This is a genomic window from Enterobacter sp. ECC-175, from assembly GCF_043968675.1.
In the GTDB taxonomy this organism is placed as follows: Bacteria; Pseudomonadota; Gammaproteobacteria; order Enterobacterales; family Enterobacteriaceae; genus Enterobacter.
The window spans coordinates 3,058,991-3,083,032 of record NZ_CP143776.1; the positions used below are offsets into that span (position 1 = coordinate 3,058,991).

General features: G+C 56.3%; 23 protein-coding genes and 1 other annotated feature. Of the genes, 9 read left to right on the top strand and 14 right to left on the bottom strand.

What is annotated here, in order from left to right:
* Positions 1–15: 15 nt before the first annotated feature.
* Both V1599_RS14550 and osmB read left to right on the top strand, forming a co-directional pair.
* Positions 16–768, top strand: coding sequence for a DNA-binding transcriptional regulator YciT (locus V1599_RS14550; protein WP_112011684.1), 753 nt, complete (start codon positions 16–18; stop codon positions 766–768).
* 258 nt (positions 769–1,026) lie between these two features.
* Positions 1,027–1,245, top strand: a complete 219-nt coding sequence (osmB, locus tag V1599_RS14555) for an osmotically-inducible lipoprotein OsmB (RefSeq protein WP_112011683.1) — start codon at positions 1,027–1,029, stop codon at positions 1,243–1,245.
* 104 nt (positions 1,246–1,349) lie between these two features.
* Here the strand turns inward: osmB and yciH are convergent, their stop codons facing one another.
* The 5 genes from yciH to pgpB form a co-directional block, all read right to left on the bottom strand.
* A complete protein-coding gene (gene yciH / locus V1599_RS14560; protein WP_112011682.1) occupies positions 1,350–1,676 on the bottom strand; it encodes a stress response translation initiation inhibitor YciH in 327 nt (108 codons plus the stop codon).
* A complete protein-coding gene (gene pyrF, locus V1599_RS14565; protein WP_112011726.1) occupies positions 1,676–2,413 on the bottom strand; it encodes an orotidine-5'-phosphate decarboxylase in 738 nt (245 codons plus the stop codon). Before pyrF ends, yciH begins: the two co-directional genes overlap by 1 nt.
* A 184-nt stretch (positions 2,414–2,597) precedes the next feature.
* Positions 2,598–3,767, bottom strand: coding sequence for a lipopolysaccharide assembly protein LapB (lapB, locus tag V1599_RS14570; protein ID WP_112011681.1), 1,170 nt, complete (start codon positions 3,765–3,767; stop codon positions 2,598–2,600).
* Positions 3,768–3,773: 6 nt separating this feature from the next.
* Complete coding sequence (locus tag V1599_RS14575) at positions 3,774–4,082, bottom strand: LapA family protein (RefSeq protein ID WP_112011680.1); 309 nt, start codon at positions 4,080–4,082, stop codon at positions 3,774–3,776.
* Between the two features lie 148 nt (positions 4,083–4,230).
* On the bottom strand, positions 4,231–4,998 hold the full coding sequence (gene pgpB, locus V1599_RS14580; RefSeq protein WP_112011725.1) for a phosphatidylglycerophosphatase B: 768 nt from the start codon (positions 4,996–4,998) through the stop codon (positions 4,231–4,233).
* 197 nt (positions 4,999–5,195) lie between these two features.
* On the opposite strand from pgpB, the gene ribA reads away from it, so the two are divergent.
* Positions 5,196–5,786 carry a GTP cyclohydrolase II gene (ribA, locus tag V1599_RS14585; RefSeq protein ID WP_112011679.1) on the top strand — a complete coding sequence of 197 codons (591 nt, stop codon included), beginning with the start codon at positions 5,196–5,198 and terminating at the stop codon, positions 5,784–5,786.
* Positions 5,787–5,898: 112 nt separating this feature from the next.
* On the opposite strand, the gene acnA is transcribed toward ribA, so the two are convergent.
* The 5 genes from acnA to topA form a co-directional block, all read right to left on the bottom strand.
* Positions 5,899–8,574 (bottom strand): aconitate hydratase AcnA, encoded by a 2,676-nt coding sequence (gene acnA, locus V1599_RS14590; protein ID WP_395300323.1) that lies wholly within the window; start codon positions 8,572–8,574, stop codon positions 5,899–5,901.
* A gap of 163 nt (positions 8,575–8,737) precedes the next feature.
* Entirely contained in the window at positions 8,738–8,836 is a 99-nt protein-coding gene (ymiC, locus tag V1599_RS14595; RefSeq protein ID WP_349254576.1) for a small membrane protein YmiC, read from the bottom strand.
* Between the two features lie 316 nt (positions 8,837–9,152).
* Entirely contained in the window at positions 9,153–9,293 is a 141-nt protein-coding gene (locus V1599_RS14600; RefSeq protein WP_220092928.1) for a YmiA family putative membrane protein, read from the bottom strand.
* 337 nt (positions 9,294–9,630) lie between these two features.
* Positions 9,631–10,605: an HTH-type transcriptional regulator CysB gene (cysB, locus tag V1599_RS14605; RefSeq protein ID WP_010431770.1), complete on the bottom strand. Its 975-nt coding sequence runs from the start codon at positions 10,603–10,605 to the stop codon at positions 9,631–9,633.
* Positions 10,606–10,789: 184 nt separating this feature from the next.
* The gene (gene topA / locus V1599_RS14610) at positions 10,790–13,387 is read right to left on the bottom strand and encodes a type I DNA topoisomerase (RefSeq protein WP_297120801.1); all 2,598 of its coding nucleotides are present in this window, start codon (positions 13,385–13,387) and stop codon (positions 10,790–10,792) included.
* Between the two features lie 398 nt (positions 13,388–13,785).
* On the opposite strand from topA, the gene V1599_RS14615 reads away from it, so the two are divergent.
* The gene (locus V1599_RS14615) at positions 13,786–14,037 is read left to right on the top strand and encodes a YciN family protein (protein WP_112011675.1); all 252 of its coding nucleotides are present in this window, start codon (positions 13,786–13,788) and stop codon (positions 14,035–14,037) included.
* A 34-nt stretch (positions 14,038–14,071) separates the two neighbouring features.
* On the opposite strand, the gene sohB is transcribed toward V1599_RS14615, so the two are convergent.
* A complete protein-coding gene (sohB, locus tag V1599_RS14620) occupies positions 14,072–15,118 on the bottom strand; it encodes a protease SohB (RefSeq protein WP_112011674.1) in 1,047 nt (348 codons plus the stop codon).
* A gap of 263 nt (positions 15,119–15,381) precedes the next feature.
* On the opposite strand from sohB, the gene V1599_RS14625 reads away from it, so the two are divergent.
* The gene (locus V1599_RS14625) at positions 15,382–16,143 is read left to right on the top strand and encodes a YciK family oxidoreductase (RefSeq protein ID WP_112011673.1); all 762 of its coding nucleotides are present in this window, start codon (positions 15,382–15,384) and stop codon (positions 16,141–16,143) included.
* Positions 16,140–16,730 (top strand): cob(I)yrinic acid a,c-diamide adenosyltransferase, encoded by a 591-nt coding sequence (gene cobO / locus V1599_RS14630; RefSeq protein ID WP_112011672.1) that lies wholly within the window; start codon positions 16,140–16,142, stop codon positions 16,728–16,730. Before V1599_RS14625 ends, cobO begins: the two co-directional genes overlap by 4 nt.
* A 35-nt stretch (positions 16,731–16,765) precedes the next feature.
* Here cobO and rluB read toward each other — a convergent pair whose 3' ends face one another.
* From rluB to rnm, 3 genes are all read right to left on the bottom strand, one after another.
* Positions 16,766–17,641: a 23S rRNA pseudouridine(2605) synthase RluB gene (gene rluB / locus V1599_RS14635; protein ID WP_112011671.1), complete on the bottom strand. Its 876-nt coding sequence runs from the start codon at positions 17,639–17,641 to the stop codon at positions 16,766–16,768.
* A 96-nt stretch (positions 17,642–17,737) separates the two neighbouring features.
* Entirely contained in the window at positions 17,738–18,358 is a 621-nt protein-coding gene (locus tag V1599_RS14640; protein ID WP_297120784.1) for an L-threonylcarbamoyladenylate synthase, read from the bottom strand.
* Positions 18,355–19,236, bottom strand: coding sequence for an RNase AM (gene rnm / locus V1599_RS14645; protein ID WP_297120781.1), 882 nt, complete (start codon positions 19,234–19,236; stop codon positions 18,355–18,357). The genes V1599_RS14640 and rnm overlap by 4 nt, the downstream gene beginning before the upstream one ends.
* A gap of 160 nt (positions 19,237–19,396) precedes the next feature.
* Positions 19,397–19,491: a sequence feature (Trp leader region), on the top strand.
* 23 nt (positions 19,492–19,514) lie between these two features.
* On the opposite strand from rnm, the gene V1599_RS14650 reads away from it, so the two are divergent.
* From V1599_RS14650 to trpCF, 3 genes are read left to right on the top strand one after another with little or no spacing between them, the layout of a single operon-like run.
* The gene (locus tag V1599_RS14650) at positions 19,515–21,077 is read left to right on the top strand and encodes an anthranilate synthase component 1 (RefSeq protein WP_395300324.1); all 1,563 of its coding nucleotides are present in this window, start codon (positions 19,515–19,517) and stop codon (positions 21,075–21,077) included.
* Positions 21,077–22,672 carry a bifunctional anthranilate synthase glutamate amidotransferase component TrpG/anthranilate phosphoribosyltransferase TrpD gene (gene trpD, locus V1599_RS14655; protein WP_395300325.1) on the top strand — a complete coding sequence of 532 codons (1,596 nt, stop codon included), beginning with the start codon at positions 21,077–21,079 and terminating at the stop codon, positions 22,670–22,672. Before V1599_RS14650 ends, trpD begins: the two co-directional genes overlap by 1 nt.
* A 3-nt stretch (positions 22,673–22,675) precedes the next feature.
* Complete coding sequence (gene trpCF / locus V1599_RS14660) at positions 22,676–24,034, top strand: bifunctional indole-3-glycerol-phosphate synthase TrpC/phosphoribosylanthranilate isomerase TrpF (RefSeq protein ID WP_112011666.1); 1,359 nt, start codon at positions 22,676–22,678, stop codon at positions 24,032–24,034.
* The last annotated feature ends 8 nt before the right edge of the window (positions 24,035–24,042 follow it).

The following is a 24,042-nucleotide window of genomic DNA, read 5'->3' on the forward strand; positions in this document are numbered from 1 at the left end:
TTTTAAATGGATGCTATGAATTCCAGACAACAAATCATTTTGCAGATGGTCATCGATCAGGGACGCGTCAGCGTCGTTGACCTGGCCAAAACTACCGGCGTTTCAGAAGTCACAATCCGTCAGGATCTCAACCTGCTTGAAAAACAGAGCTATCTGCGCCGCGCCCACGGCTACGCCGTTCCGCTGGACAGCGAAGATGTTGAGACGCGCATGATGAATAACTACGCCCTCAAGCGGGAGCTGGCAGAGTTTGCCGCGTCCCTCGTGAATAACGGCGAGACGGTGTTTATTGAAAACGGCAGCAGCAATGCCCTTCTGGCGCGCACGCTGGCCGAGCAGAAAGATGTGACGATTGTTACGGTCAGCAGCTATATTGCCCATCTGCTGAAACAGACGCGCTGTGAAGTGATCCTGTTAGGCGGTATTTACCAGAAAAAAAGCGAGAGCATGGTTGGCCCGCTGACGCGCCAGTACGTGCAGCAGGTCCACTTCAGCAAGGCTTTTATCGGCATTGACGGCTGGCAGGCGGACACTGGCTTTACCGGCCGGGACATGATGCGTTCAGACGTGGTTAACGCGGTGCTTGAAAAAGAGTGTGAAGCAATCGTCCTTACCGACAGCTCGAAGTTCGGTGCAGTCCATCCCTACACGATGGGCCCTCTTTCACGCTTTCGCCGCGTGATCACTGACGACCGTCTGAGCGATGAATACCGCGAGCAGCTCATGAAAGAGGGTCTTATGGTCGATATTGTTAAAAAAACCGCATGATTCCCTACAGCGCCCATAGACGGGCGCTTTTCTGTCTTCTGAGAGAAATCCGACCCTTCGTTTAAGAGTTTTTACCTGTATAACTTCGCGCAAAGACGTAGAATTAATGTTAGCGATATAACAGGAAGTGACTATCACCTGCGTGATTACGTAACGCCTGCGCAACCAGCCTTCACGGAAAATAGAATTTAGGTATTTAAATTAGCTATACTTAAAGAGCACTTCTTTCCGTGAATCGATAATTCAGGAGAAAGTATTATGTCTTTAACCAGCAAAAAATTAGCCGCTGCTGTTCTGGCAATCACTGTAGCAATGTCTCTGAGCGCATGTTCAAACTGGTCTAAACGCGATCGCAACACCGCCATCGGCGCGGGTGCAGGTGCCTTGGGCGGTGCAGTGTTAACGGATGGTAGTACGCTGGGTACATTAGGTGGTGCTGCCGTTGGCGGTATTATCGGACACCAGGTGGGTAAATAATCTACAAAACGGCACTCACCTGTATAAAGATATATTCAGTACGCTTCAGGTCTTGGCCTACGCACGTAAATAAGAGCCACGGTATTCGCCGTGGCTCCTTTATTTTATCCGCCCACCAGTTTGACTTTCATTCCTTTCGCTTCGAGTAGGCTTTTAATGACATCACGCTTGTCGCCCTGAATTTCAATAATGCCGTCTTTTACCGCACCGCCGCAGCCACATTTCTTTTTCAGCTCAGCCGCGAGCGCTGCCAGCGCAGCGTCATCAAGGTCAATGCCGGTAATCAGGCAAACGCCTTTTCCTTTACGGCCGCTCGTCTGACGCTGAATGCGAACAATGCCGTCGCCTTTTGGGCGCTCTGCTTTTGCCTTCGGCTCGTCGATGCGTCCGGTATCGGTTGAATAGACCAGACGGCTGTTTGAATCACTCATTATGCCCCCTTTCTCAACGACGCGTTGATGGCTTTCAGCGTTTGGGCCGGGTTTGCCGACTGCGTAACGGGACGGCCAATCACCATATAGTCTACGCCAGCCTCCAGCGCTTGTTCAGGCGTCATGATGCGTCGCTGATCGCCAGCCTCGCTGCCTGCCGGGCGAATCCCTGGCGTTACTAGCCTGAAGTCCTGGCCCAGTTCAGCCTTGAAGCGCATGGCTTCCTGGGCGGAGCACACTACGCCATCCAGACCGCATGCCTTCGTGAGGCGCGCCAGGCGCTCTGCGTGCTGGGCAGGTGACAACGTCACGCCAAGGTCGCGCAGATCGTTTTCGTCCATACTGGTCAACACGGTGACGGCGATCAGCAGCGGCGCATCGCTACCGAATGGCAGTAACGCTTCACGCGCTGCGGTCATCATGCGCGCCCCGCCCGATGCGTGCACGTTCACCATCCACACGCCAAGCTCTGCGGCTGCGGCGACCGCATGCGCAGTGGTATTCGGGATATCGTGGAATTTCAGGTCGAGAAAAATATCAAAGCCGCGCTGTTGCAGATCGCGGACGATTTGTGGACCAAATAACGTGAACATTTCTTTGCCGACCTTCAGCCGGCAGTCGCGCGGATCGATGCCGTCGACGAAGGCCAGCGCAGCGTCACGGTTATTATAATCGAGAGCCACGACAACAGGAGAATCGGTAACAATGCGGGAAATAGAAGATGTAGCAGACGTCATGACCAGCCCTTTTCGTCTATGGGCGCGCAGCGGCGCGTAACAGATAAACGGCGAGCATTCTACCTGCCAGCGGCCAAAAAGGACAGAATCCATTTTTCCTGCCTGACCGAAGACCGCACCGTGCGGCGTGGTTTGTAAAGCTTAAACAGTATGTTGTAACTAAAATAGCGTGTTTTAAAAAAGACTACTGTCCATCCAGCCCTCGAATCGGCTTGATGGTGGACCAGGCGCGGCAGGAAGGACAGTGCCAGTAAAGCGTATAGGCGGTGAAACCGCACTTCTGGCAGCGGTAGCGCGGCTTGCTGCGCACCTGCTCGCCAACCATATCACGCAGCACCATCAGGCTCTCTTTCGCGCGCCCTTCTTCTGCGTCATTCAGGTGATAATCCATCAGCTTGTGGAACACGCGCATCGTCGGATGACGTTGAAGCTGTCGGGTAATATAGACCTGCGCCGTGTCGCTGCCTTCATGCTGTTCAACGACGTCTGAAAGCATCAGTTCCGCCGTCGCCCCGGTGTTCGCTTCTACACAGCGGCGCAGGAAGGCAACCCACTCATCCTGTTTATCAAGCTGTTGATAGCAGGTTTGCAGCATCTCCAGCGTTTCGCTGACGAGCTCTTTATCCTGATCGATAACGCGCAGCAGGCTTTCTACCGCTTTCGCGTACTCGCCGTTCGCCATGAAGACGCGGCCCATCATGATGGAAATGCGCGCGCTGTTGCGGTCTGCCGCGGCCCCTTTTTTCAGCAGGGACATGGCTTTATCCATGTCTTCATTGCCCATCTGCTGAAGCGCAAGTTCACAGTAGAAATGGGCAATCTCAACGCGCTGCTTGTCTTTCCCAAGCTTGACCAGGCGCTCTGCCGTGTCGATGGCTTTCTGCCAGTCGCTTGTCGCCTGATAGATCTGCAGCAGCTGCTGGAGCGCGCTGATGCGGAAGTCCGTTTCGTCAACCAGCTGCATGAACATATCTTCAGCGCGGTCGTACAGCCCGGCGGCCATGTAGTCGCGACCAAGCTGCTGAACGGCCAGCAGGCGCTGATCGTACGTCAGCGAGGCGCTTTCCATGAGGGTCTGGTGAATGCGGATTGCGCGGTCGACCTCGCCGCGCGAGCGGAAGAGGTTTCCGAGCGTAAGGTGGGCTTCAACGGTACCGGTGTCCTCTTTAAGCATGTCGAGGAACAGGTCTACCGCTTTATCCTGTTGATTGCTCAGGAGGAAGTTTACCCCCGCAACGTAGTCGCGGGAGAGCCGGTTGGCTTCATCCTGCTTTGTTTGTTGCGCACTTCTGCGGCCCATATACCAGCCATAGGCTGCGGCTACAGGCAAAAGCAGAAACAACAACTCCAGCATATTCGATTATTCCTTGGCTACCGGCACACCAGAGCTTTCCGGAACGTCGGACGCGGGCGCAATTTGATGTTCAAGTCGTTTGATTTTACGTTCAGCGCGAACAAGTGAAACACGGACCTTCAACCAGAACAGGCCACACACCAGCCAGCCGATAAAGAAGCCAGCCGCAAAGAGGACGGCCAACAGGCTCGATACACGGTACTCGCCCTGCGCCAGCAGATAGTTAAACGTTACCTGCTGATCGTTTTGTGCGCCTAATGTGACTGAAATGACAAAAATCGCCAACACCAGTAAGAAAATGAGTAAATATTTCACATGACTTCCCGTTATGTGGTTTAAGCGAATAAAGTGTGTTCAACTTACCGCAATCAGCCTTATAAACTACCATTTTAGTGACGGACGCGAAACGGAAAAAGTCGCGCGCCAGTCATGGATTTATGGGCAAAATGCGCAATATCAACCTTCAGGCGCCGCTTTGGTCCCTTTCGGCGATTTCTTCTTTCTCTTGCGGCGGCGGCGTCAGTGGCCCACAAGCCCGTTCAGCAAGCCAGGTTGCCAACGTCACCAGTAGCCATGAGATAAGCGTCGCAACCACCAGATCCCGCGGCCAATGCATGCCTAACAGCAGCCGGCTTCCCATGACGCCCGTTGCCCACACCAGCAGCACTGCAATAGTCACCGTACGGCGTCGCGGCCAAAGCAGGCCCACGCCCAGCAGCGCCCAGCTGGCGGCGAACATGGTGTGCCCGGAAGGAAAGGCAAAACCGGTCTCTTTTTGCCAGTGCTTGCGTAGAAACGCTGGAACATCCTGCTGTTCCGAAAGCTGTTCTTTTACCAGCGCACCGCGATCTTTACGCTTTAAAGTGTAGAACTCATCTACCGGAATATGGTGCGTTTTTTCCAGCCACACCACGAACGGACGCGGTTCCTGCACCCGGTCTTTGACAAAGGACTTCACCCCCTGCCCGACGAGAATGGCACCGCCAAGAATCGCAAAAAGCACCAGTGCAGCCTTAAGCCGAAATCTCAGACACCAGAGAAACCAGGCACAGAGCAGCACGTGGGTGATGATTCCCCACGGTTGCGTCACCGTTTCGGTTATCCAGTAGAGCGTTTTGAGCCATGCGGCGTTATGCCCAGGCTGCCACGTCCAGCCTGACATCCACACGGCAAGAGGCATTATCAGTAATACGGCCGCACCGGCTGCCGTTCGTCTGGCGATAGAAAGCATTTTTTCTCCTTTTTCGCTAAGCCCCCCAATCATAACTGAATTTCTGGATTGCGTTGGATATGTCGGATCGTGCGTTTAACGTTCGTATAGCTCGGCGGCCATTAGGCGAACGCGCTGAGCTTGTGGCAAAATGCGAAGATACAGCAAGCCAAACAGGCTTAAGGCACGAAACGTGTCAGCATACTCTGGAGAATCACATGCAGCTTAAACGTGTGGCAGAAGCCAAACTGCCAACCCCATGGGGCGATTTCCTGATGGTGGGATTTGAAGAACTGGCAACCGGGCAGGATCACGTTGCCTTAGTGTTTGGCGACATTTCAGGGCAGACGCCGGTCCTGGCGCGCGTGCATTCGGAATGCCTGACGGGCGATGCCCTGTTCAGCCTGCGCTGTGACTGTGGTTTTCAGCTGGAAGCTGCCCTTTCCCATATTGCTGAGGAAGGCCGCGGCATTCTGCTTTATCATCGCCAGGAAGGCCGTAATATCGGTCTGCTGAATAAAATCCGCGCCTATGCGTTGCAGGATCAGGGCTACGATACCGTAGAAGCTAACCACCAGCTCGGCTTTGCCGCAGACGAGCGCGACTTTACCCTCTGTGCGGATATGTTCAAGCTGCTGAACGTTGATGAAGTTCGCCTGCTCACCAATAATCCCAAAAAGGTGGAAATCCTCACCGAAGCGGGGATCAATATTGTTGAACGTGTGCCGCTGATCGTGGGCCGTAACTCGAAAAATGCCCACTATCTTGACACTAAGGCCGCAAAGATGGGCCATCTGCTGAAAGAGTAAAATTAAAAAGCCCGACGGCATTTCGCCCGCGCGGGCCTGTAATAAGTTGCACTCTCTTTTTGTAGCTCGTTGTATGCCGGGCATGCGCAGCGCCGCCCGGCAAAACAAGCCGCTACCCCAGCATCTTACGAATCACATAGTGTAAAATACCGTCGTTCTGGTAGTACGTCAGCTCCGTAGCCGTGTCGATACGACACCGACACTCCAGCACCTCCGTTTTTCCATCTTTGCGCGTCAGCTTAACCGGCACCGTTTTGCCCGGCTTAAGCGCCTGCAGTCCGCTAATATCAATCAGCTCTTCGCCTGTAAGCCCAAGCGTTTTGCGGGTCACGCCCTGCGGAAACTCCAGAGGCAGAATGCCCATGCCGATCAGGTTTGACCGGTGAATACGCTCGAAGGATTCCGCGATGACCACGCGCACGCCCAGAAGCCTTGGGCCTTTCGCTGCCCAGTCTCGGCTGGACCCGGAGCCATACTCTTTCCCCGCGATAACCGCCAGCGGCGTACCTTCCTGCTGATACTTAACGGCTGCGTCATAGATGGAGACAACGTCCGCACCCGGAAGATGACGCGTCATCCCCCCTTCCACGCCCGGGACCATTTCATTGCGAATGCGAATGTTGGCAAAGGTACCGCGCATCATCACTTCATGGTTACCGCGACGCGAGCCGTAGGAGTTGAAGTCACGGCGCTCAACGCCGCGTGCCTGGAGATAGCGGCCCGCCGGGCTGTCGGCTTTAATATTCCCCGCCGGGGAAATATGGTCCGTAGTAACCGAGTCTCCGAGCATCGCCAGAATGCGCGCGCCGTGAATATCCCTGAGCGGCTCAGGCTGCGCCTGCATCTCATCGAAGAACGGCGACAGGCGGATATAGGTAGAATCATCCTGCCAGCCGTAGGTATCTGAACCCGCCACCTCGATCGCTTTCCACTCCGGCGTCCCTTCAAAGACTTCCGCATACTCTTTGCGGAACATCTCCGTCGAAACCTGCTCAACGGCGCGGGCGATTTCCTGCGAGGATGGCCAGATATCCTTCAGATACACAGGCTCATTTCTACGGTCGTGCCCAATAGGGTCGCTCGCCAGGTTAATGTTCATATTTCCGGCGAGGGCGTAAGCCACGACCAGCGGCGGCGAGGCCAGCCAGTTAGTTTTCACCAGCGGATGAATGCGCCCCTCAAAGTTTCGGTTACCGGAGAGCACGGCCCCGACGGTGAGATCGCCCTGTTTAATGGCGGTCTCAATGGGGTCCGGCAGCGGCCCGGAGTTGCCGATGCAGGTTGTACAGCCATACCCCACGAGGTTAAAGCCAAGCTCATCCAGATAAGGCGTAAGCTTCGCATGGGCCAGATAGTCTGACACCACCTTAGAACCAGGTGCCAGAGAGGCTTTCACCCACGGCTGGGTTTTAAGGCCAAGCTCCACCGCTTTTTTAGCCAGCAGGCCAGCAGCCATCAGCACGCTCGGGTTTGAGGTGTTAGTGCATGAGGTGATGGCGGCGATAACCACCGCGCCGTCAGGGAGCTGATACTGATGTCCGTTCATGACATAGTCGATCGGGCGATGATCTTTTTGCGCGGCGTTAACTTCCAGCTCGTTGCTGGCCGCAAACGCCTGCGGCACGTTGTGCAGCGCAACGCGGTCCTGTGGCCGCTTCGGCCCTGCCAGGCTTGCCTCGACCGTGCCCATGTCCAGCTCAAGCGTGCTGGTAAAGACCGGCTCGTCGCCGGGGTTACGCCACATTCCCTGCGCTTTGGTGTACGCCTCGACCAGCGCGACCTGCTCCTCGCTGCGGCCGCTGAGGCGCATGTATTCCAGCGTTACGCCGTCAATCGGGAAAAAGCCGCAGGTTGCGCCGTATTCCGGCGCCATGTTGGCAATGGTGGCGCGATCGGCGAGAGGAAGTGAATCCAGGCCATCGCCGTAAAATTCGACAAATTTACCGACGACGCCGTGCTTGCGCAGCATTTGCGTAACGGTCAACACCAGGTCGGTGGCCGTAATGCCTTCCGACAGCTTTCCGGTTAGCTTAAAGCCCACCACGTCCGGGATCAGCATCGACACGGGCTGGCCGAGCATCGCCGCCTCGGCTTCGATACCGCCGACGCCCCAGCCCAGCACGCCGAGGCCGTTAATCATGGTGGTGTGGGAATCGGTCCCCACCAGCGTATCCGGATAAGCGACCCACTCCTTGTCCTGAAGCTCGCTCCAGACCGCTTTGCCCAGGTACTCAAGGTTAACCTGGTGGCAAATCCCCGTTCCCGGTGGAACCACGCTGAAGCGGCTAAACGCCTGTTTTCCCCATTTCAGAAAGACGTAGCGCTCATGGTTGCGTTCCATCTCAAGGCGGACGTTCTCGCCGAAGGCATCGTCATCACCGAAGTGGTCGACGGTGACGGAGTGGTCAATGACAAGATCGACCGGAGAGAGCGGGTTAACTTTTGCCGTATCGCCGCCAAGCCGCTTAACGGCTTCACGCATGGCGGCTAAGTCCACCACGGCAGGCACGCCGGTGAAATCTTGCATCAACACCCTGGCCGGACGATAGGCGATTTCCCTGTCGGCATGGGCGCTTTTAAGCCATCCCGCGAGCGCATGGATGTCTTCAGCAGTAACGGAGTCCTCGTCCTGCCAGCGCAAGAGGTTTTCCAGCAAAACTTTTAGCGACTTAGGTAACCGCGAAATGTCCCCAAGTGTTTTGGCTGCCAGCGGCAGGCTGTAGTAGTGCCAGGTTTTGTTTTCTGCCTGTAGCGTGTCCTTACTGGCTTCGCGTAGGGTTAACGACATAAGCTCCTCCTTAATCACAGAGATACCCTGATAATCATCAGGGCCGTAATTAAAGATAACACAAAGATGTCGTAACGTTTTGATAACAACCCAAATTGATAAATTTCCGACGAGTCCTGGCCCCTCTAAAACAAAAAACCCCGCCGCGGCGAGGTTTTGGGATTTAGACGAAGGCCAGCCAGATAAGCTGGCACCAGAACAGGGTCGACACGGAAAAAACGCCGAGCCATGACCAGTATTTAAGCGTTGTCATGTTATTCACCATCCGTACACCAGGCTTTATTAATTAAACATTCCGAGGCTGGCCTCAGGTCTATATTGCTGATGTGTATTTATCAAAGAGTACAAAGGAACAAAGAGAGTGTTAAGGAATCGGGCCGGATTTAATAGCGCGATAAAAGCAAATTATTGTTTTTTCGGTTCGTCTTCTGCGAACAGATCAATAAAGGCTTGCTGCTGTGGAGTCAGTTTCCATGACGCTGGCACACTGGTTGCCGGCGCCTTTGCAACCTTATGACCACCGTCACGAGGCTGACACATTTGCTTTAGCGTTTCTACACGTGCCGTAAGAGCCATAGTTAACCCCAAAATTTCCAGGCCAGGAGAGCAACCGCCACCCAAAACAGGGCGGAGACGAGAAAGACCGCCAGCCAGGCTTTACGCTTTAGTGCAGGATCCCTTTGCGGTTCTTCACTTCCTGTTGGCATTGCTAACCTCATATAATCGACTACGCTTATCATTTCGAGACCAACAATTGGTACAAGTAATCATCTGATGAGATAAATCCTAAAGAAACTTTAGCCGAAAAGCCAGTGAATTTACGCGTCCTGGGGCGGGAATTATTCATTCTTTTGACCAGAAATAAATAATTGAAAAGAATTATTTGCGAAGCTGTAAAATACTTTCTACTTTTGTCGCAATTCAACGACACATTAACCACACTGTTAAAATGGTTTACGCGATTATATTGGTTAAGCCGCAGATGATGATAATTCTAATTTAGCTTTGAGGGGGATATTTCGGTATCTTCCCTTAAAGGAAAGATACCGGAAGTGATTATTTAGCGGGAAGCTTAATATCTTTAAACATCTCCTCGATATCTTCGTTTGAACGCAATGCCACTGCGGTGTCTACCACGTCGCGGGTTAAATGTGGCGCAAATCGCTGAATAAAATCATACATATAGCTGCGCAGGAAGGTGCTACGGCGGAAGCCTATTTTTGTCGTGCTGTGGCTGAAAACGTCATGGGCGTCAAGACGCACCAGGTCCGGGTCGGAGACGGGATCAACCGCCATGCTGGCGATGACGCCAACCCCAAGCCCCAGACGCACGTACGTTTTGATGACGTCGGCATCCGTCGCGGTAAACACGATCCGCGGCGTTAATCCCGCGCGATTAAAGGCGGTGTCGAGCTCTGAACGGCCCGTAAATCCGAAGGTGTAGGTCACCAGCGGATACTGCGCCAGCTCTTCAATGGTCACGGAGCCCTTCCCGGCCAGCGGGTGATCCGGGGTAACAACGATCGAGCGGTTCCAATGATAGCAAGGCAGCATAACCAGATCGTCGTACAGGTGCAGCGCTTCGGTAGCGATGGCAAAGTCCGCGTTGCCCTTGGAAACCGCTTCCGCGATTTGCGTTGGCGACCCCTGGTGCATATGCAGCGACACGCGCGGGTAACGCTCGATAAAGCCCTTAATAACTCCAGGCAGCGCATAGCGCGCCTGCGTATGCGTCGTGGCGATATAAAGCGATCCTTTATCCGGCCAGGTATGTTCCCCCGCAACCGACTTTATCGCATCAACTTTAGAGAGCACCTCGCGGGCGATACGAATGATCTCCTGCCCTGCTGGCGTGACCTGCGTCAGGTGTTTACCGCTGCGGGCAAAGATTTGAATACCAAGCTCATCCTCCAGCATTCTGACCTGCTTGCTGATGCCGGGCTGGGAGGTATAAAGGCCCTCGGCCGTAGAAGAGACGTTAAGGTTGTGGTTTACCACTTCAACGATATAGCGAAGCTGCTGTAGTTTCATGCCGGACCATCCGATTAGCGCACGGGTCAATCGCTTAATACGATTTAATAATAAGAAAAGGGTTAACTATAACCACTATATCATTTATAGCCCGAGTGTATAGTCCGTAACAAAAAATAATAACAGGTAATAAAAAAGGGCCGGAAGCCCGGCCCTTTAACAGGTAATTTACGGATAATGCAGGTTATTTTTTACCTTCAACCCATTTACCGTCCACGAAGAACGCTGACCACCCCGTTGCTTTACCCTCTTTCTCCGCGGCGACGTACTGCTGCTTCGTTTTACGGCTAAAGCGTACCACGGTCTTGTTACCTTCAGGGTCCTGCTGAGGCGCATCGGCCAGATAGCGCAGTTTTTCCGGCAGGCGATCGCGGAAGCGGTACAGCTCTTCAACCAACGGCGCACGCGTTTCGCGCGATTTCGGGAAGGTGTTAGCGGCGAGGAAGACCCCGGCAGCACCGTCGCGCAGCACGAAGTACGCGTCGGATTTTTCACACGGCAGCTCTGGCAGCGGAACCGGATCTTCCTTCGGCGGCGCGACTTCACCGTTACGCAGGATTTTACGCGTGTTCTTGCACTCGTCGTTAGTACAGGCCATGTACTTACCGAAACGCCCCATTTTCAGGTGCATCTCAGAACCACATTTCTCACACTCAACGATTGGGCCATCGTAGCCCTTAATGCGGAACTCACCTTCTTCAATCTCGTAACCATCGCACGTCGGGTTATTACCACACACGTGCAGTTTACGTTTTGGATCGATCAGATAGCTATCCATCGCCGTGCCGCACTTCTGGCAGCGGCGCTTGGCGCGCAGCGCGTTGGTTTCCGCATCGTCACCTTCCAGCACGTTAAGCACTTCGTTCTCTGGTACCAGGTTAATGGTGGTTTTGCAGCGCTCTTTCGGCGAAAGCGCATAGCCAGAACAGCCCAGGAAGACGCCCGTTGTCGCCGTGCGGATGCCCATTTTGCGACCGCAGGTTGGGCAGTCGATGCTGGTGAGCACCATTTCGTTAGGCAGCATGCCGCCCTCTTCAGGGGCTTTCTCGGCTTTTTCCAGCTGGTTGGTAAAGTCGCTAAAGAAGCTGTCGAGGACTTTCTTCCACTCCGCCTGGTGGCTGGCAACCTGGTCAAGGCTGTCTTCCATCTGCGCGGTGAAATCGTAGTTCATCAGCTCGCGGAAGTTAGCTTCCAGACGATCGGTGACGATCTCGCCCATTTTTTCGGCGTAAAAGCGGCGGCTTTCCACGCGAACGTAACCGCGGTCCTGAATGGTCGAAATGATCGACGCATAGGTCGACGGACGGCCAATTCCGCGTTTTTCCAGTTCTTTAACCAGCGAGGCTTCGCTGAAGCGCGCCGGCGGCTTGGTAAAGTGCTGAGCAGGAACCAGGTCGACCAGGGACAGCTCATCGCCCTTGTTTACCGCAGGCAGCGTTCTGTCTTCATCGCCTTTACGCAGCGCAGGCATCACCTTCGTCCAGCCGTCAAAGCGCAAAATACGGCCGCGCGCTTTAAGGCGGAAGTCCCCTGCGCCAACGGTCAGCGTGGTGGAGTCATATTTCGCCGGCGTCATCTGACACGCCACGAACTGACGCCAGATCAGCTGGTATAGCTTCTGCGCGTCGGCCTCCATATCCTTGAGCGATTCGGCCAGCACGGAAACGTCAGAAGGACGAATCGCTTCGTGCGCTTCCTGGGAATTTTCCTTGCTGGCGTACTGGTTTGCCGCCTCCGGCAGGTATTTTTTGCCGAAGTTGTCGCTGATGTAGTCACGCACCATGCTCACGGCATCCTGGCTCAGGTTGGTAGAGTCAGTACGCATATAGGTGATATAGCCCGCTTCGTACAGGCGCTGCGCCATCATCATGGTTTTCTTCACGCCGTAGCCGAGACGCGTGCTTGCAGCCTGTTGCAGGGTGGACGTAATAAACGGCGCGCCCGGCTTGCTGCTGGTCGGCTTGTCTTCACGCTCCAGTACCTGGTAACGCGCTTTCTCGAGCAGCGCCACCGCGGCCATGGTCTGTTCGCGGTTCTCTGGACGGAACGGTTTATCGTGATGATGGCTTACCTGCAGCGGCAGCGCATCACCGCCCGGCGTGGTGACGTTTGCATCCACCTCCCAGAACTCTTCTGGAACGAATGCCTTGATCTCACGCTCGCGCTCTACGACCAGACGCACGGCAACGGACTGCACGCGACCGGCAGACAGGCCGCGGGCAATTTTTTTCCACAGCAGTGGAGAAACCATGTAGCCCACAACGCGGTCCATAAAGCGACGCGCCTGCTGGGCATTTACGCGGTCAATGTTCAGTTCGCCCGGCTTTTCAAACGCCTGACGAATCGCATTCTTTGTAATTTCGTTAAACACTACGCGACTGTAGCGTTTGTCATCACCCCCGATCACTTCCCGCAGGTGCCATGCAATGGCCTCCCCTTCGCGGTCAAGGTCGGTTGCGAGATAGATGTGGTCAGCTTTTTCTGCAAGCTGCTTCAGCTCGTTAACGACTTTTTCTTTACCTGGCAGCACTTCGTACTGTGCATCCCAGTTGTGCCATGGGTTAACCCCCATGCGGTTGACAAGCGCGCTACGTTCATCCTTTTTAGGCTTTTTAGCCCCTTTGGTGGAGGTAGAGTCTGCGCTCTTTTTGCTGGCTGAGCCACTGGTCGGCAAATCGCGGATATGACCGACGCTGGACTTAACCACGTAGTCATTACCCAGATACTTATTGATCGTTTTGGCTTTTGCCGGGGACTCAACGATAACGAGAGCTTTACCCATATTCACCTTTACCTAATTTAATTCTTCCAGGAATACGCCGCACGTTGATTTCCCTTCCGCTGACGACGAGCCATAGATATTGCGACTTCGCCAGGGGATATCAACCCCTCTGTCTTACCGAACGCCAGATACATGACATCCAGGTCATTGAGTTATCGGGAATTTTTTCACTACGGTGCTAATTCGTGACGAATTTCCGGTCGAATGTCAAGCAATTCTGTTGCCAGAATGACGAAAGCGCACACTGTACCTGATAAAATTCGTTACGCAACTTTATTAGCATGCAAAAGCAAATACCGCCACTTGCTGACACAGCCCTTACCCCCTCAACTTACAGGGAAAATTTGCCCCTACAAGGCCGTCGGCGTAGACTAACGTGTCTGTTTAAGGAGTAGATTATGCAGAAAACAACCCAACCCATCGATCGAGCAACTCTGCTTATCGAAGCGAACAAACTGATTCGCAACCACGAAGACACCCTGTCTGGCATTGAGGCGACCGGCGTGGAGCAACGCAACGGCGTGCTGGTCTTCAGCGGCGAGTATTTCCTTGACGAGCAGGGGCTGCCCACCCCGAAAAGTACTGCCGTATTTAACATGTTTAAATACCTGGCGCACACGCTGTCAGAGAAATATCACCTGGTCGATTAATGCAAAACGCGAGGCAGATGCCTCGCGTTTTTGTTTATAGCAGCGGCTTTTGGCTGCGCTGCAGCCAGCGCAGCAGCAGGCGGTCCGCGCTTTCCGCTGCGCTGTTGGTAAAGCGATCGAGCAGACGCTTGCGCTGGGCAAAGCGTACGCCAATCAGCTCACGGCCCTCCATCAAATTCAGGAGCAAATCGTCGCTGGTGCCAACCTCGTCAACCAGCCCTTTTTCCTGAGCCTGCACGCCGTACCAGTGTTCGCCCGTCGCGACCTGCTCAATGTCGAGCGTCGGACGCATGCGGTGTACAAAATCTTTAAAAAGATGATGCGTTTCGTTCAGATCCTCACGAAACTTCTGACGCCCCTCTTCGGTATTCTCGCCCAGCAGCGTCAGGGTGCGCTTGTACTGACCGGCCGTATGCAGTTCGATATCGATCTCTTTGTTTTTCAGGAAGCGGTTGAAGTTAGGGATTTGCGCCACTACGCCGATGGAGCCAATGATGGAAAACGGAGCCGCGACAATTTTATCCGCAACGCACGCCATCATATAGCCACCGCTTGCCGCCACTTTATCCACGGCAACGGTCAGCGGGATCTGTTTTTCGCGCAGGCGCTGCAGCTGTGAAGCGGCCAGACCGTAGCCGTGGACCACGCCACCGGGGCTTTCGAGACGGACAACCACCTGATCCTGCGGTTTCGCTACCGCCATCACCGCCGTCACCTCTTCGCGTAACGAAGTGACTTCGTGGGCATCCATGCTGCCTTTGAAATCGAGAACATACACGCGCGGCTTTGCTTCATCCTGCGGCGCATTCAGTTTCGCTTTGGCTTTGGCGGCCTTAGCCTCCTGCTTATGCTTTTTCTTCTGCGCTTTCAGCCACAGCTTCTGCTGATGGCTATCCAGCAGGGACAGCGACATCTCTTCCTGCATGTCGGCATACTGTTCGCTCAGGCGGGTTATGCGTAGCTCGCCGCGCTGACGCTTGCGCTGCGTCAGGTTCACAACCAGGACCGCAATCACCGCGATGGCCACCACCACCGTCACGATTTTGGCCAAAAACAACCCATATTGAGAAAGTAATTCCACGCGTTCCACCTTGATTTAACCACGATTCTTTCACGCCAGTGTACAACAGCCCTGTGCAGGCGTCTTGCCCAAGACATTACCCTTGCGAGCCCCCTTCAGGAATCACTACATTCTGGTTTAAATCTTTGCAAATTGTTAATTTCACAGCGATCCCTCCTGTAGACTGATTGAAATCTTAGCCTGTTTCGGGCATAAACCCGAAAAGTCATAAAGTCATATATAAAGAAGGCGCAGTTCACGGCCCGTGCGCCTGAGGAGCCACCGTGCATTATCAACCGCAAAAAAATCTGCTGCAGGACCGCATTATCTTAGTGACGGGAGCCAGCGATGGAATCGGGCGCGAAGCCGCCCTGACCTATGCCGAATACGGCGCGAGCGTCATCCTTTTAGGGCGCAACGAAGAGAAACTCAAAAAAGTGGCCCAGGAGGTTGAACGCGTCGGCGGCAACGTAACCCCGTGGTACACGCTCGATTTATTGACCTGCACGCCTGAAGCCTGTCAGGCGCTGGCACAGCGCATTAGCGCCCATTTTCCGCGTCTTGACGGCGTGCTGCACAATGCTGGCCTGCTGGGCGAAGTACGCCCCATGGACGAACAAAATCCCGAGATCTGGCAGCAGGTCATGCAGGTCAACATCAATGGCACGTTTTTCCTGACCCAGGCGCTGCTTCCTTTATTACTCAAGTCGGAATCCGGATCGCTGGTCTTCACCTCTTCCAGCGTTGGCCGTCAGGGACGCGCCAACTGGGGCGCCTACGCCGTCTCTAAATTTGCCACCGAAGGGATGATGCAGGTGCTGGCCGAGGAGTATCAGAGCCGCCATCTGCGCGTAAACTGCATTAACCCGGGCGGCACGCGCACCAAAATGCGCGCCAGCGCCTTCCCGACCGAAGATCCGCAGAAGCTCAAGACCCCAGCCGACATTATGCCGCTCTACCTCTGGCTGATGGGTGACGACAGCCGCCGTAAAACCGGCATGACCTTTGATGCCCAGCCGGGGCGCAAACCGGGGATTTCTCAATGAGTGAAGAACGCCACCAGCAGCGCCAGCAGCGTCTGAAGGAACAGGTTGATGCCCGCGTGGCCGCAGCCCAGGACGAGCGCGGGATTGTTATCGTCTTTACTGGAAACGGCAAAGGAAAAACCACCGCCGCGTTTGGCACCGCCGCGCGGGCCGTGGGTCACGGCCAGAAGGTCGGCGTGATTCAGTTTATTAAAGGGGAATGGCCCAACGGCGAGCGTAACCTGCTTGAACCGCACGGCGTCGAGTTTCAGGTGATGGCGACCGGATTTACGTGGGATACGCAGAATCGGGACACCGACACGGCCGCGTGCCTGGCCGTCTGGTCGCACGCCAGGCGCATGCTGGCCGATCCTTCGCTAAACATGGTGCTATTGGACGAAATCACCTACATGGTGGCCTATGACTATCTGCCGCTGCACGAGGTGCTGGACGCGCTGAAAAATCGCCCTGCTCACCAGACGGTGATTGTGACGGGACGAGGGTGTCATCGGGATATTCTGGACATGGCCGATACCGTCAGCGAGCTGCGTCCGGTCAAACATGCGTTTGATGCAGGCATCAAAGCGCAAATTGGCATTGATTATTAGAGAAAAAAGCCCGGTGTTTTCACCGGGCTTTTAGATTAACCGTTGTTGTTTCGGCTGCCGGAGCGACGGCCGCCGCTGACCTGGCTGTGGCGCTTAACCGCGCGTCGGATCTGGTTCGCCTTCATACGACGACGATCTTTTTCTACCGCCACTTTAGAGGTGGTTTCCGGCGTCAGGCCCACCAGCTCGCGCAGGTAGTTCGTTTGCGTCAGATCCAGCTCGGTGTAACCTCCGCGCGGAAGGCCTTTTGGCAGCAGGATATCGCCATAGCGAACGCGAATCAGGCGGCTAACCTGCACGCCTACCGCTTCCCACAGGCGACGCACTTCGCGATTGCGCCCTTCGGTCAGGGTGACGTTGTACCACTGGTTAATGCCTTCACCACCGGTAAATTTGATGGTTTTGAACGCCGCGGGGCCATCCTCAAGCTGAACGCCACGCGAGAGATCGCGCAGCTTGTTCTCGTCAACCTGGCCGAACACGCGCACGGCATATTCACGCTCAACTTCACGGCTTGGGTGCATCAGGCGGTTTGCCAGTTCACCGTCAGTGGTGAACAGCAGCAGGCCGCAAGTGTTCACGTCCAGACGGCCAACGGCAATCCAGCGCGCGCCGCGCAGCTTAGGCAGACGGTCAAATACCGTCGGGCGACCTTCCGGGTCGTTGCGGGTACACAGCTCGCCTTCGGGCTTGTAGTAGGCCAGCACGCGGCAAATCTGCTCCGCTGACTCTTTGACGGAGATCAGATGGCCGTCGATACGGATCTTTAGCCCCGGCACGATTTCTACGCGGTCGCCCAGCGTAGCGATTTTACCGTCCACGCTCACGCGGCCGGCTTCAATAATAGCTTCGATTTCACGGCGTGAACCGTGGCCGGCGCGCGCCAGCACTTTCTGTAACTTCTCGCTCATTGAGCTTCCTCAGGTGTCGCCTTCACAGGCGTCGAATCAGGTCAAAACGGGGCCTCGCCCCAATTTGATGGCCGCGTAGTATAGCTGCTTACACCCTTACAAGAAAGGCTTAACATCACCCACGCCTTCGCGGATCACTTCAGGCGCATCTTCGGTCAAATCCACCACCGTCGTCGGCTGCTGACCAAGATAGCCGCCGTGGATAATCAGCTCCACGTGCTTCTCAAGCCGATCTTTGATCTCTTCCGGATCGGACTCGGTAAACTCGCTGCCCGGCAGCATCAGGGAGGTGGAGAGCATCGGCTCGCCCAGCGTTTCCAGCAGCGCCTGCGCAATCGGGTTTGACGGCACGCGCATCCCAATGGTTTTGCGTTTTTCCTGCAGCAGGCGGCGCGGCACCTCTTTCGTCCCTTTCAGGATGAAGGTGTAGTTGCCGGGCGTGTTGTTTTTGATCAGGCGAAACGCCACGTTATCGACATACGCGTAGGTGGAAAGCTCGGAGAGATCGCGGCACATCAGGGTGAAATTATGCCCGTCCGGCAGCTGGCGAATGCGGCAGATGCGCTCCATCGCCCCTTTATCTTCGATTTTGCAGCCCAGCGCGTAGCCGGAATCGGTTGGGTAAACGATCACGCCGCCTTTACGCACGATCTCCACCGCCTGGTTGATCAAACGCGGCTGCGGGTTATCCGGATGGATATAGAAAAACTGACTCATACTTCCCTCTCTTCAATTTGCTGCGGCTGTTCCCAGAGCTGCCAGACGGGTTCCACGCCCGCGGGAAGCCAAAGCTTGCGCCCCAGCTCAATCCACGCGCAGGGCTGATGAAAATCAGAACCCTGTGACGCCAGTAAACCAAACTGGCGCGCATAGGCGGCAAGCTGCGTTCGCTCATGGGGAGCCTGCTGGCACTGGGAGACTTCCATCGCCTCGCCGCCGCATTCGGCAAAGTGTGCCAGCAGTCTTTTCAGCCATTTAGCAGAAAGATTATACCGCCCCGGGTGGGCCAGCACTGCCTTACCGCCAGAATGATGAATCACATCAATAGCTTGTTTTATTGTACACCACTGCGGCGGAACGTAACCGGTTTTCCCGCGCGCCAGATATTTTTTAAAGACGTCCGCCATGGTGTTCGCCTTGCCTTCTGCAACCAGAAAGCGGGCAAAATGGCCGCGCGTCACCGCTCCGCCGTTCGCCAGCTTTTGCGCTCCCGCCAGCGCGCCCGGGATGTGCGCTTTTTCGAGGCGCTCGCCGATCATCTCCGCGCGCTGGTTTCGGCGCGCTTTTTGTTCTTGCAAAAACGCACGCATTGCCGGATGTTCGATATCAATATTCAGCCCAACAATATGAATTTCATGGTTTTCCCAGAGGGTAGAAATTTCAACGCCGGAAATCAGATTTAGCGCGATGCCGCTGCGGGCTATTTCCGCGCGCGCCGCGGGGATGGCGTCTGTCGTATCGTGATCGGTTATCGCCAGCGTGCCGACGCGCATTTCCACAGCCCGGTGCACCAGCGCTTCGGGCGTAAGCAGGCCGTCAGAAGCCTGAGTATGGCTGTGTAAATCATAAATCACGGCATAAGTGTTATCGCTCAAAGCACGTCCTATAGCAGGTTGGAGATATCCAAAAACCCTATAGTAACGACTTAAGGCGAAATTCTGAAATCAAGGGTTGACAACACGCCATCGAACTAGTTAACTAGTACGCAAGTTCACACGAGAGAGGTATCTGCAAATGACGGCATATCGCACCCTGCACGGTTGGTGGCGCACTTCCTGATTATCGGGCAGTGTCACGCGTCTGCGAACAGCAAACAGATACCCAGCCCGCTACCAAGCGGGCTTTTTTTTGAACAGAAAACGAGAACAACATAATGCAAACAGCCAAACCTCACCTCGAACTGCTGACCTGCGAGGCGGTCTATCGCCACAACCCAACCGCGCTGTTTCATCAGGTCTGCGGCGCGCGTCCGGCTACACTGCTGCTGGAATCGGCAGATATCGACAGCAAAGACGATCTTAAAAGCCTGCTGCTGGTCGATAGCGCGCTGCGCATCACCGCGTTAGGTGACACCGTCACCATTAAGGCCCTGTCCGAGAACGGTGCCGCCCTGCTGCCGCTGCTGGACGCTGCCCTCCCTGCGGGTATCGAAAATGAACGCCATCCGGAAATGCGGACCCTGCATTTCCCGCCGGTCAGCCAGCTTTTAGACGAAGACGCGCGCCTCTGCTCTCTGTCCGTGTTCGACGCCTTCCGCCTGCTGCAAAACCTGGTCAACGTGCCGGAAAACGAGCGTGAAGCGATGTTCTTCGGCGGGCTGTTTGCCTATGACCTGGTCGCGGGCTTCGAAGCACTACCGGAAACAGAGCAAGGCAACCGCTGCCCGGACTACTGTTTCTACCTCGCGGAAACCCTGCTGGTGATCGACCATCAGAAAAAATATACCCGCATCCAGGCCAGCCTGTTTACCCCAAGCGGTGCCGAAAAGCAGCGTCTTGAGCACCGCATTGCCCAGCTTCAGCAGCAGATGACCGAGGCGCCGCCCGCGCTGCCGGTTCAGCGCGTCGAGCACATGCAGTGCGACGTGAACCAGAGCGACGATCGCTTTGGTGCCGTCGTGCGCCAGATGCAAAAGGCCATTCGCGCCGGGGAAATTTTTCAGGTGGTGCCGTCCCGCCGCTTCTCTCTGCCCTGCCCGTCGCCGCTGGCGGCCTATGACGTACTGAAAAAGAGCAACCCGAGCCCGTACATGTTTTTCATGCAGGACAACGACTTCACGCTGTTCGGCGCGTCGCCGGAAAGCTCGCTGAAATACGATGCCGCCAGCCGTCAGATTGAGATCTACCCCATTGCCGGAACGCGCCCGCGCGGCCGCCGCGCCGACGGCACGCTCGATCGCGATCTCGACAGCCGCATCGAGCTGGAAATGCGCACCGACCACAAGGAGCTGTCCGAGCACCTGATGCTCGTCGATCTGGCCCGTAACGATCTGGCGCGCATTTGCACCCCCGGCAGCCGCTACGTGGCCGACTTAACCAAAGTCGACCGTTATTCCTTCGTGATGCACCTGGTCTCCCGCGTGGTCGGCGAGCTGCGCAGCGACCTCGACGTGCTGCACGCCTACCGCGCCTGTATGAATATGGGCACCCTGAGCGGCGCGCCGAAGGTTCGCGCAATGCAGCTGATTGCTGAAGCCGAAGGCCGCCGACGCGGCAGCTACGGCGGCGCCGTGGGATACTTTACCGCGCATGGCGATCTGGACACCTGCATTGTGATCCGCTCCGCCTACGTGGAGGACGGCATTGCCACCGTTCAGGCGGGGGCCGGCGTGGTTCTGGATTCTGTTCCGCAGTCTGAAGCTGACGAAACTCGCAGTAAGGCCCGCGCGGTTCTGCGCGCCATTGCTACCGCCCATCACGCACAGGAGATTTTCTGATGGCTGACATTCTGCTGCTCGATAATATCGACTCCTTTACCTATAACCTGGCAGATCAGCTGCGTGCGAATGGCCACAACGTCGTTATCTATCGTAACCATGTTCCGGCGCAAACGCTGATCGAACGTCTCGGCACCATGCAAAACCCGGTGCTGATGCTCTCTCCTGGCCCAGGCGCGCCGAGCGAAGCGGGCTGCATGCCGGAACTGCTGACCCGCATGCGCGGCAAGCTGCCGATTATCGGCATCTGCCTCGGCCACCAGGCGATCGTTGAAGCCTACGGCGGCTACGTCGGCCAGGCGGGCGAGATCCTGCACGGGAAAGCGTCAAGCATTGCACATGACGGCCAGGCGATGTTTGCCGGGCTGCCGAACCCGCTGCCGGTCGCGCGCTACCATTCGCTGGTTGGCAGCAATATCCCGGCGGGCTTAACCATCAACGCCTCGTTCGAAGGCATGGTGATGGCGGTGCGTCACGACGCGGATCGCGTCTGCGGCATGCAGTTCCATCCGGAGTCGATTTTGACCTCCAACGGCGCTCGCCTGCTGGAGCAGACGCTCGACTGGGCGCTGCAGAAGCTGGAGCAAACCAACACCCTGCAGCCGATTCTGGAAAAACTGTATCAGGCGCAGACCCTGAGCCAGCAGGAAAGCCACCAGCTCTTCTCCGCCGTGGTGCGCGGCGAGCTGAAGCCTGAGCAGCTCGCCGCAGCGCTGGTGAGCATGAAGGTGCGCGGCGAAAGCCCGCAGGAGATCGCCGGCGCCGCTACGGCCCTGCTGGAAAACGCCGCGCCGTTCCCGCGCCCGGACTATCAGTTTGCCGACATCGTCGGTACAGGCGGCGACGGCAGCAACAGCATCAATATCTCCACCGCCAGCGCGTTCGTCGCGGCGGCGTGCGGTATGAAAGTGGCCAAGCACGGCAACCGCAGCGTCTCCAGCCGTTCGGGCTCATCGGATCTGCTGGCCGCGTTTGGCATCAACCTCGACATGCAGGCTGAACGCTCGCGTGAAGCGCTGGACGATCTGGGCGTCTGCTTCCTGTTCGCGCCGAAGTATCACACCGGTTTTCGCCACGCGATGCCGGTTCGCCAGCAGCTTAAAACCCGCACGCTGTTTAACGTACTCGGCCCGCTGATTAACCCGGCGCATCCGCCGCTGGCGCTGATCGGCGTTTACAGCCCCGAGCTGGTGCTGCCGATCGCCGAAACCCTGCGCGTGCTGGGCTACCAGCGCGCGGCGGTGGTGCACAGCGGCGGCATGGACGAAGTGTCCCTGCACGCGCCTACCGTGGTGGCCGAACTGCGCGACGGTGAAATTCTTAACTATCAGCTTGAGGCAGCCGACTTCGGCCTGACGCCGTATCGTCAGGAGGCGCTGGCGGGCGGCACGCCGGAAGAAAACCGTGACATTCTGACGCGCTTATTACAAGGTAAAGGAGAGGCCGCCCACGAGGCCGCCGTGGCGGCCAACGTCGCCATGCTGATGCGTTTACACGGTGAGGAAGATCTGAAGATCAACGCTCGAAAAGTTCTGGACGTGCTGCGCTCGGGTGCAGCTTACGACCGCGTTACCGCACTTGCGGCAAGAGGGTAAAACATGCAGACCGTTTTAGCGAAAATCGTTGCCGATAAGGCCATCTGGGTGGAAGCCCGCAAGGCGCAGCAGCCGCTGGCTGGCTTTCAGAACGACGTCGTGCCGAGCAGCCGACGCTTCTATGATGCCCTGCAGGGCGCGCGTACCGCGTTTATTCTGGAGTGCAAAAAAGCCTCTCCGTCTAAAGGCGTCATCCGCGACGATTTCGACCCGGCGCGCATAGCCGGTATCTATAAGCATCATGCGTCGGCCATTTCCGTGCTGACGGATGAGAAATACTTTCAGGGCAGCTTCGACTTTCTGCCTATCGTCAGCGGCATCGCGCCGCAGCCGATCCTGTGCAAAGACTTTATTATCGACCCTTATCAGATTTGGCTGGCGCGCTTTTACCAGGCCGACGCCTGCCTGCTGATGCTTTCGGTGCTCGACGATGAACAGTATCGCCAGCTTGCTGCGGTCGCGCACAGCCTTAACATGGGCGTGCTGACCGAGGTGAGCAACGAAGAGGAGCTGGAGCGCGCGATTGCGCTGGAGGCCAAAGTGGTTGGCATCAACAACCGCGATCTGCGCGACCTGTCCATCGACCTCAATCGCACCCGCCAGCTGGCGCCGCGCCTGGGTCCCGGCGTGACGGTGATCAGCGAGTCGGGGATTAACAGCTACGCTCAGGTGCGCGAGCTGAGCCACTTTGCGAACGGCTTCCTGATCGGCTCCGCGATGATGGAGCATGACGATCTCAACGCCGCGGTGCGCCGCGTGCTGCTGGGTGAAAATAAAGTGTGCGGCTTAACCCGCGAGCAGGATGCGCTGGCCGCGTATGAAGCGGGCGCCATTTACGGCGGGCTGATTTTTGTTGAAAGCTCTCCGCGCGCCGTGACGGTAGAGCAGGCGCGTCAGGTCACTGCGGGCGCGCCGCTTCGCTACGTCGGCGTCTTCCGCAATGCGGATGTTGCAGACGTGGCCGCAAAAGCCGACTCGTTATCCCTGAGCGCGGTACAGCTTCACGGCAGCGAAGACCAGGCCTATATCGACGCCCTGCGCGCCGTTCTGGCGCCTCAGGTACAGATCTGGAAGGCGCAGAGCGTAGGCAGTGCCCTGCCCCCGCGTAACCTGAACCACGTCGACAAATACGTGCTCGATAACGGCCAGGGCGGCACCGGACAGCGTTTTGACTGGTCGCTGCTGAGCGGCGAAACGCTCGACAACGTTTTACTCGCGGGCGGCTTGAGCCCGGATAACTGCGTAGAAGCGGCAAAAGCCGGCTGCGCGGGCCTCGATTTCAATTCAGGCGTAGAGTCCCAGCCCGGCATAAAAGATGCCAGCAAGCTGGCCTCGGTCTTTAAAACTCTGCGTGCATATTAAGGAAGAGA

Excerpts from the sequence above, each read along its gene's own strand:
- V1599_RS14550 (WP_112011684.1), top strand. The coding sequence starts at position 16 with ATGAATTCCAGACAACAAATCATTTTGCAGATGGTCATCGATCAGGGA.
- osmB (WP_112011683.1), top strand. The coding sequence starts at position 1,027 with ATGTCTTTAACCAGCAAAAAATTAGCCGCTGCTGTTCTGGCAATCACT.
- yciH (WP_112011682.1), bottom strand. The coding sequence starts at position 1,676 with ATGAGTGATTCAAACAGCCGTCTGGTCTATTCAACCGATACCGGACGC.
- pyrF (WP_112011726.1), bottom strand. The coding sequence starts at position 2,413 with ATGACGTCTGCTACATCTTCTATTTCCCGCATTGTTACCGATTCTCCT.
- lapB (WP_112011681.1), bottom strand. The coding sequence starts at position 3,767 with ATGCTGGAGTTGTTGTTTCTGCTTTTGCCTGTAGCCGCAGCCTATGGC.
- pgpB (WP_112011725.1), bottom strand. The coding sequence starts at position 4,998 with ATGCTTTCTATCGCCAGACGAACGGCAGCCGGTGCGGCCGTATTACTG.
- ribA (WP_112011679.1), top strand. The coding sequence starts at position 5,196 with ATGCAGCTTAAACGTGTGGCAGAAGCCAAACTGCCAACCCCATGGGGC.
- acnA (WP_395300323.1), bottom strand. The coding sequence starts at position 8,574 with ATGTCGTTAACCCTACGCGAAGCCAGTAAGGACACGCTACAGGCAGAA.
- V1599_RS14600 (WP_220092928.1), bottom strand. The coding sequence starts at position 9,293 with ATGAGGTTAGCAATGCCAACAGGAAGTGAAGAACCGCAAAGGGATCCT.
- cysB (WP_010431770.1), bottom strand. The coding sequence starts at position 10,605 with ATGAAACTACAGCAGCTTCGCTATATCGTTGAAGTGGTAAACCACAAC.
- topA (WP_297120801.1), bottom strand. The coding sequence starts at position 13,387 with ATGGGTAAAGCTCTCGTTATCGTTGAGTCCCCGGCAAAAGCCAAAACG.
- V1599_RS14615 (WP_112011675.1), top strand. The coding sequence starts at position 13,786 with ATGCAGAAAACAACCCAACCCATCGATCGAGCAACTCTGCTTATCGAA.
- cobO (WP_112011672.1), top strand. The coding sequence starts at position 16,140 with ATGAGTGAAGAACGCCACCAGCAGCGCCAGCAGCGTCTGAAGGAACAG.
- rluB (WP_112011671.1), bottom strand. The coding sequence starts at position 17,641 with ATGAGCGAGAAGTTACAGAAAGTGCTGGCGCGCGCCGGCCACGGTTCA.
- V1599_RS14640 (WP_297120784.1), bottom strand. The coding sequence starts at position 18,358 with ATGAGTCAGTTTTTCTATATCCATCCGGATAACCCGCAGCCGCGTTTG.
- V1599_RS14650 (WP_395300324.1), top strand. The coding sequence starts at position 19,515 with ATGCAAACAGCCAAACCTCACCTCGAACTGCTGACCTGCGAGGCGGTC.
- trpD (WP_395300325.1), top strand. The coding sequence starts at position 21,077 with ATGGCTGACATTCTGCTGCTCGATAATATCGACTCCTTTACCTATAAC.
- trpCF (WP_112011666.1), top strand. The coding sequence starts at position 22,676 with ATGCAGACCGTTTTAGCGAAAATCGTTGCCGATAAGGCCATCTGGGTG.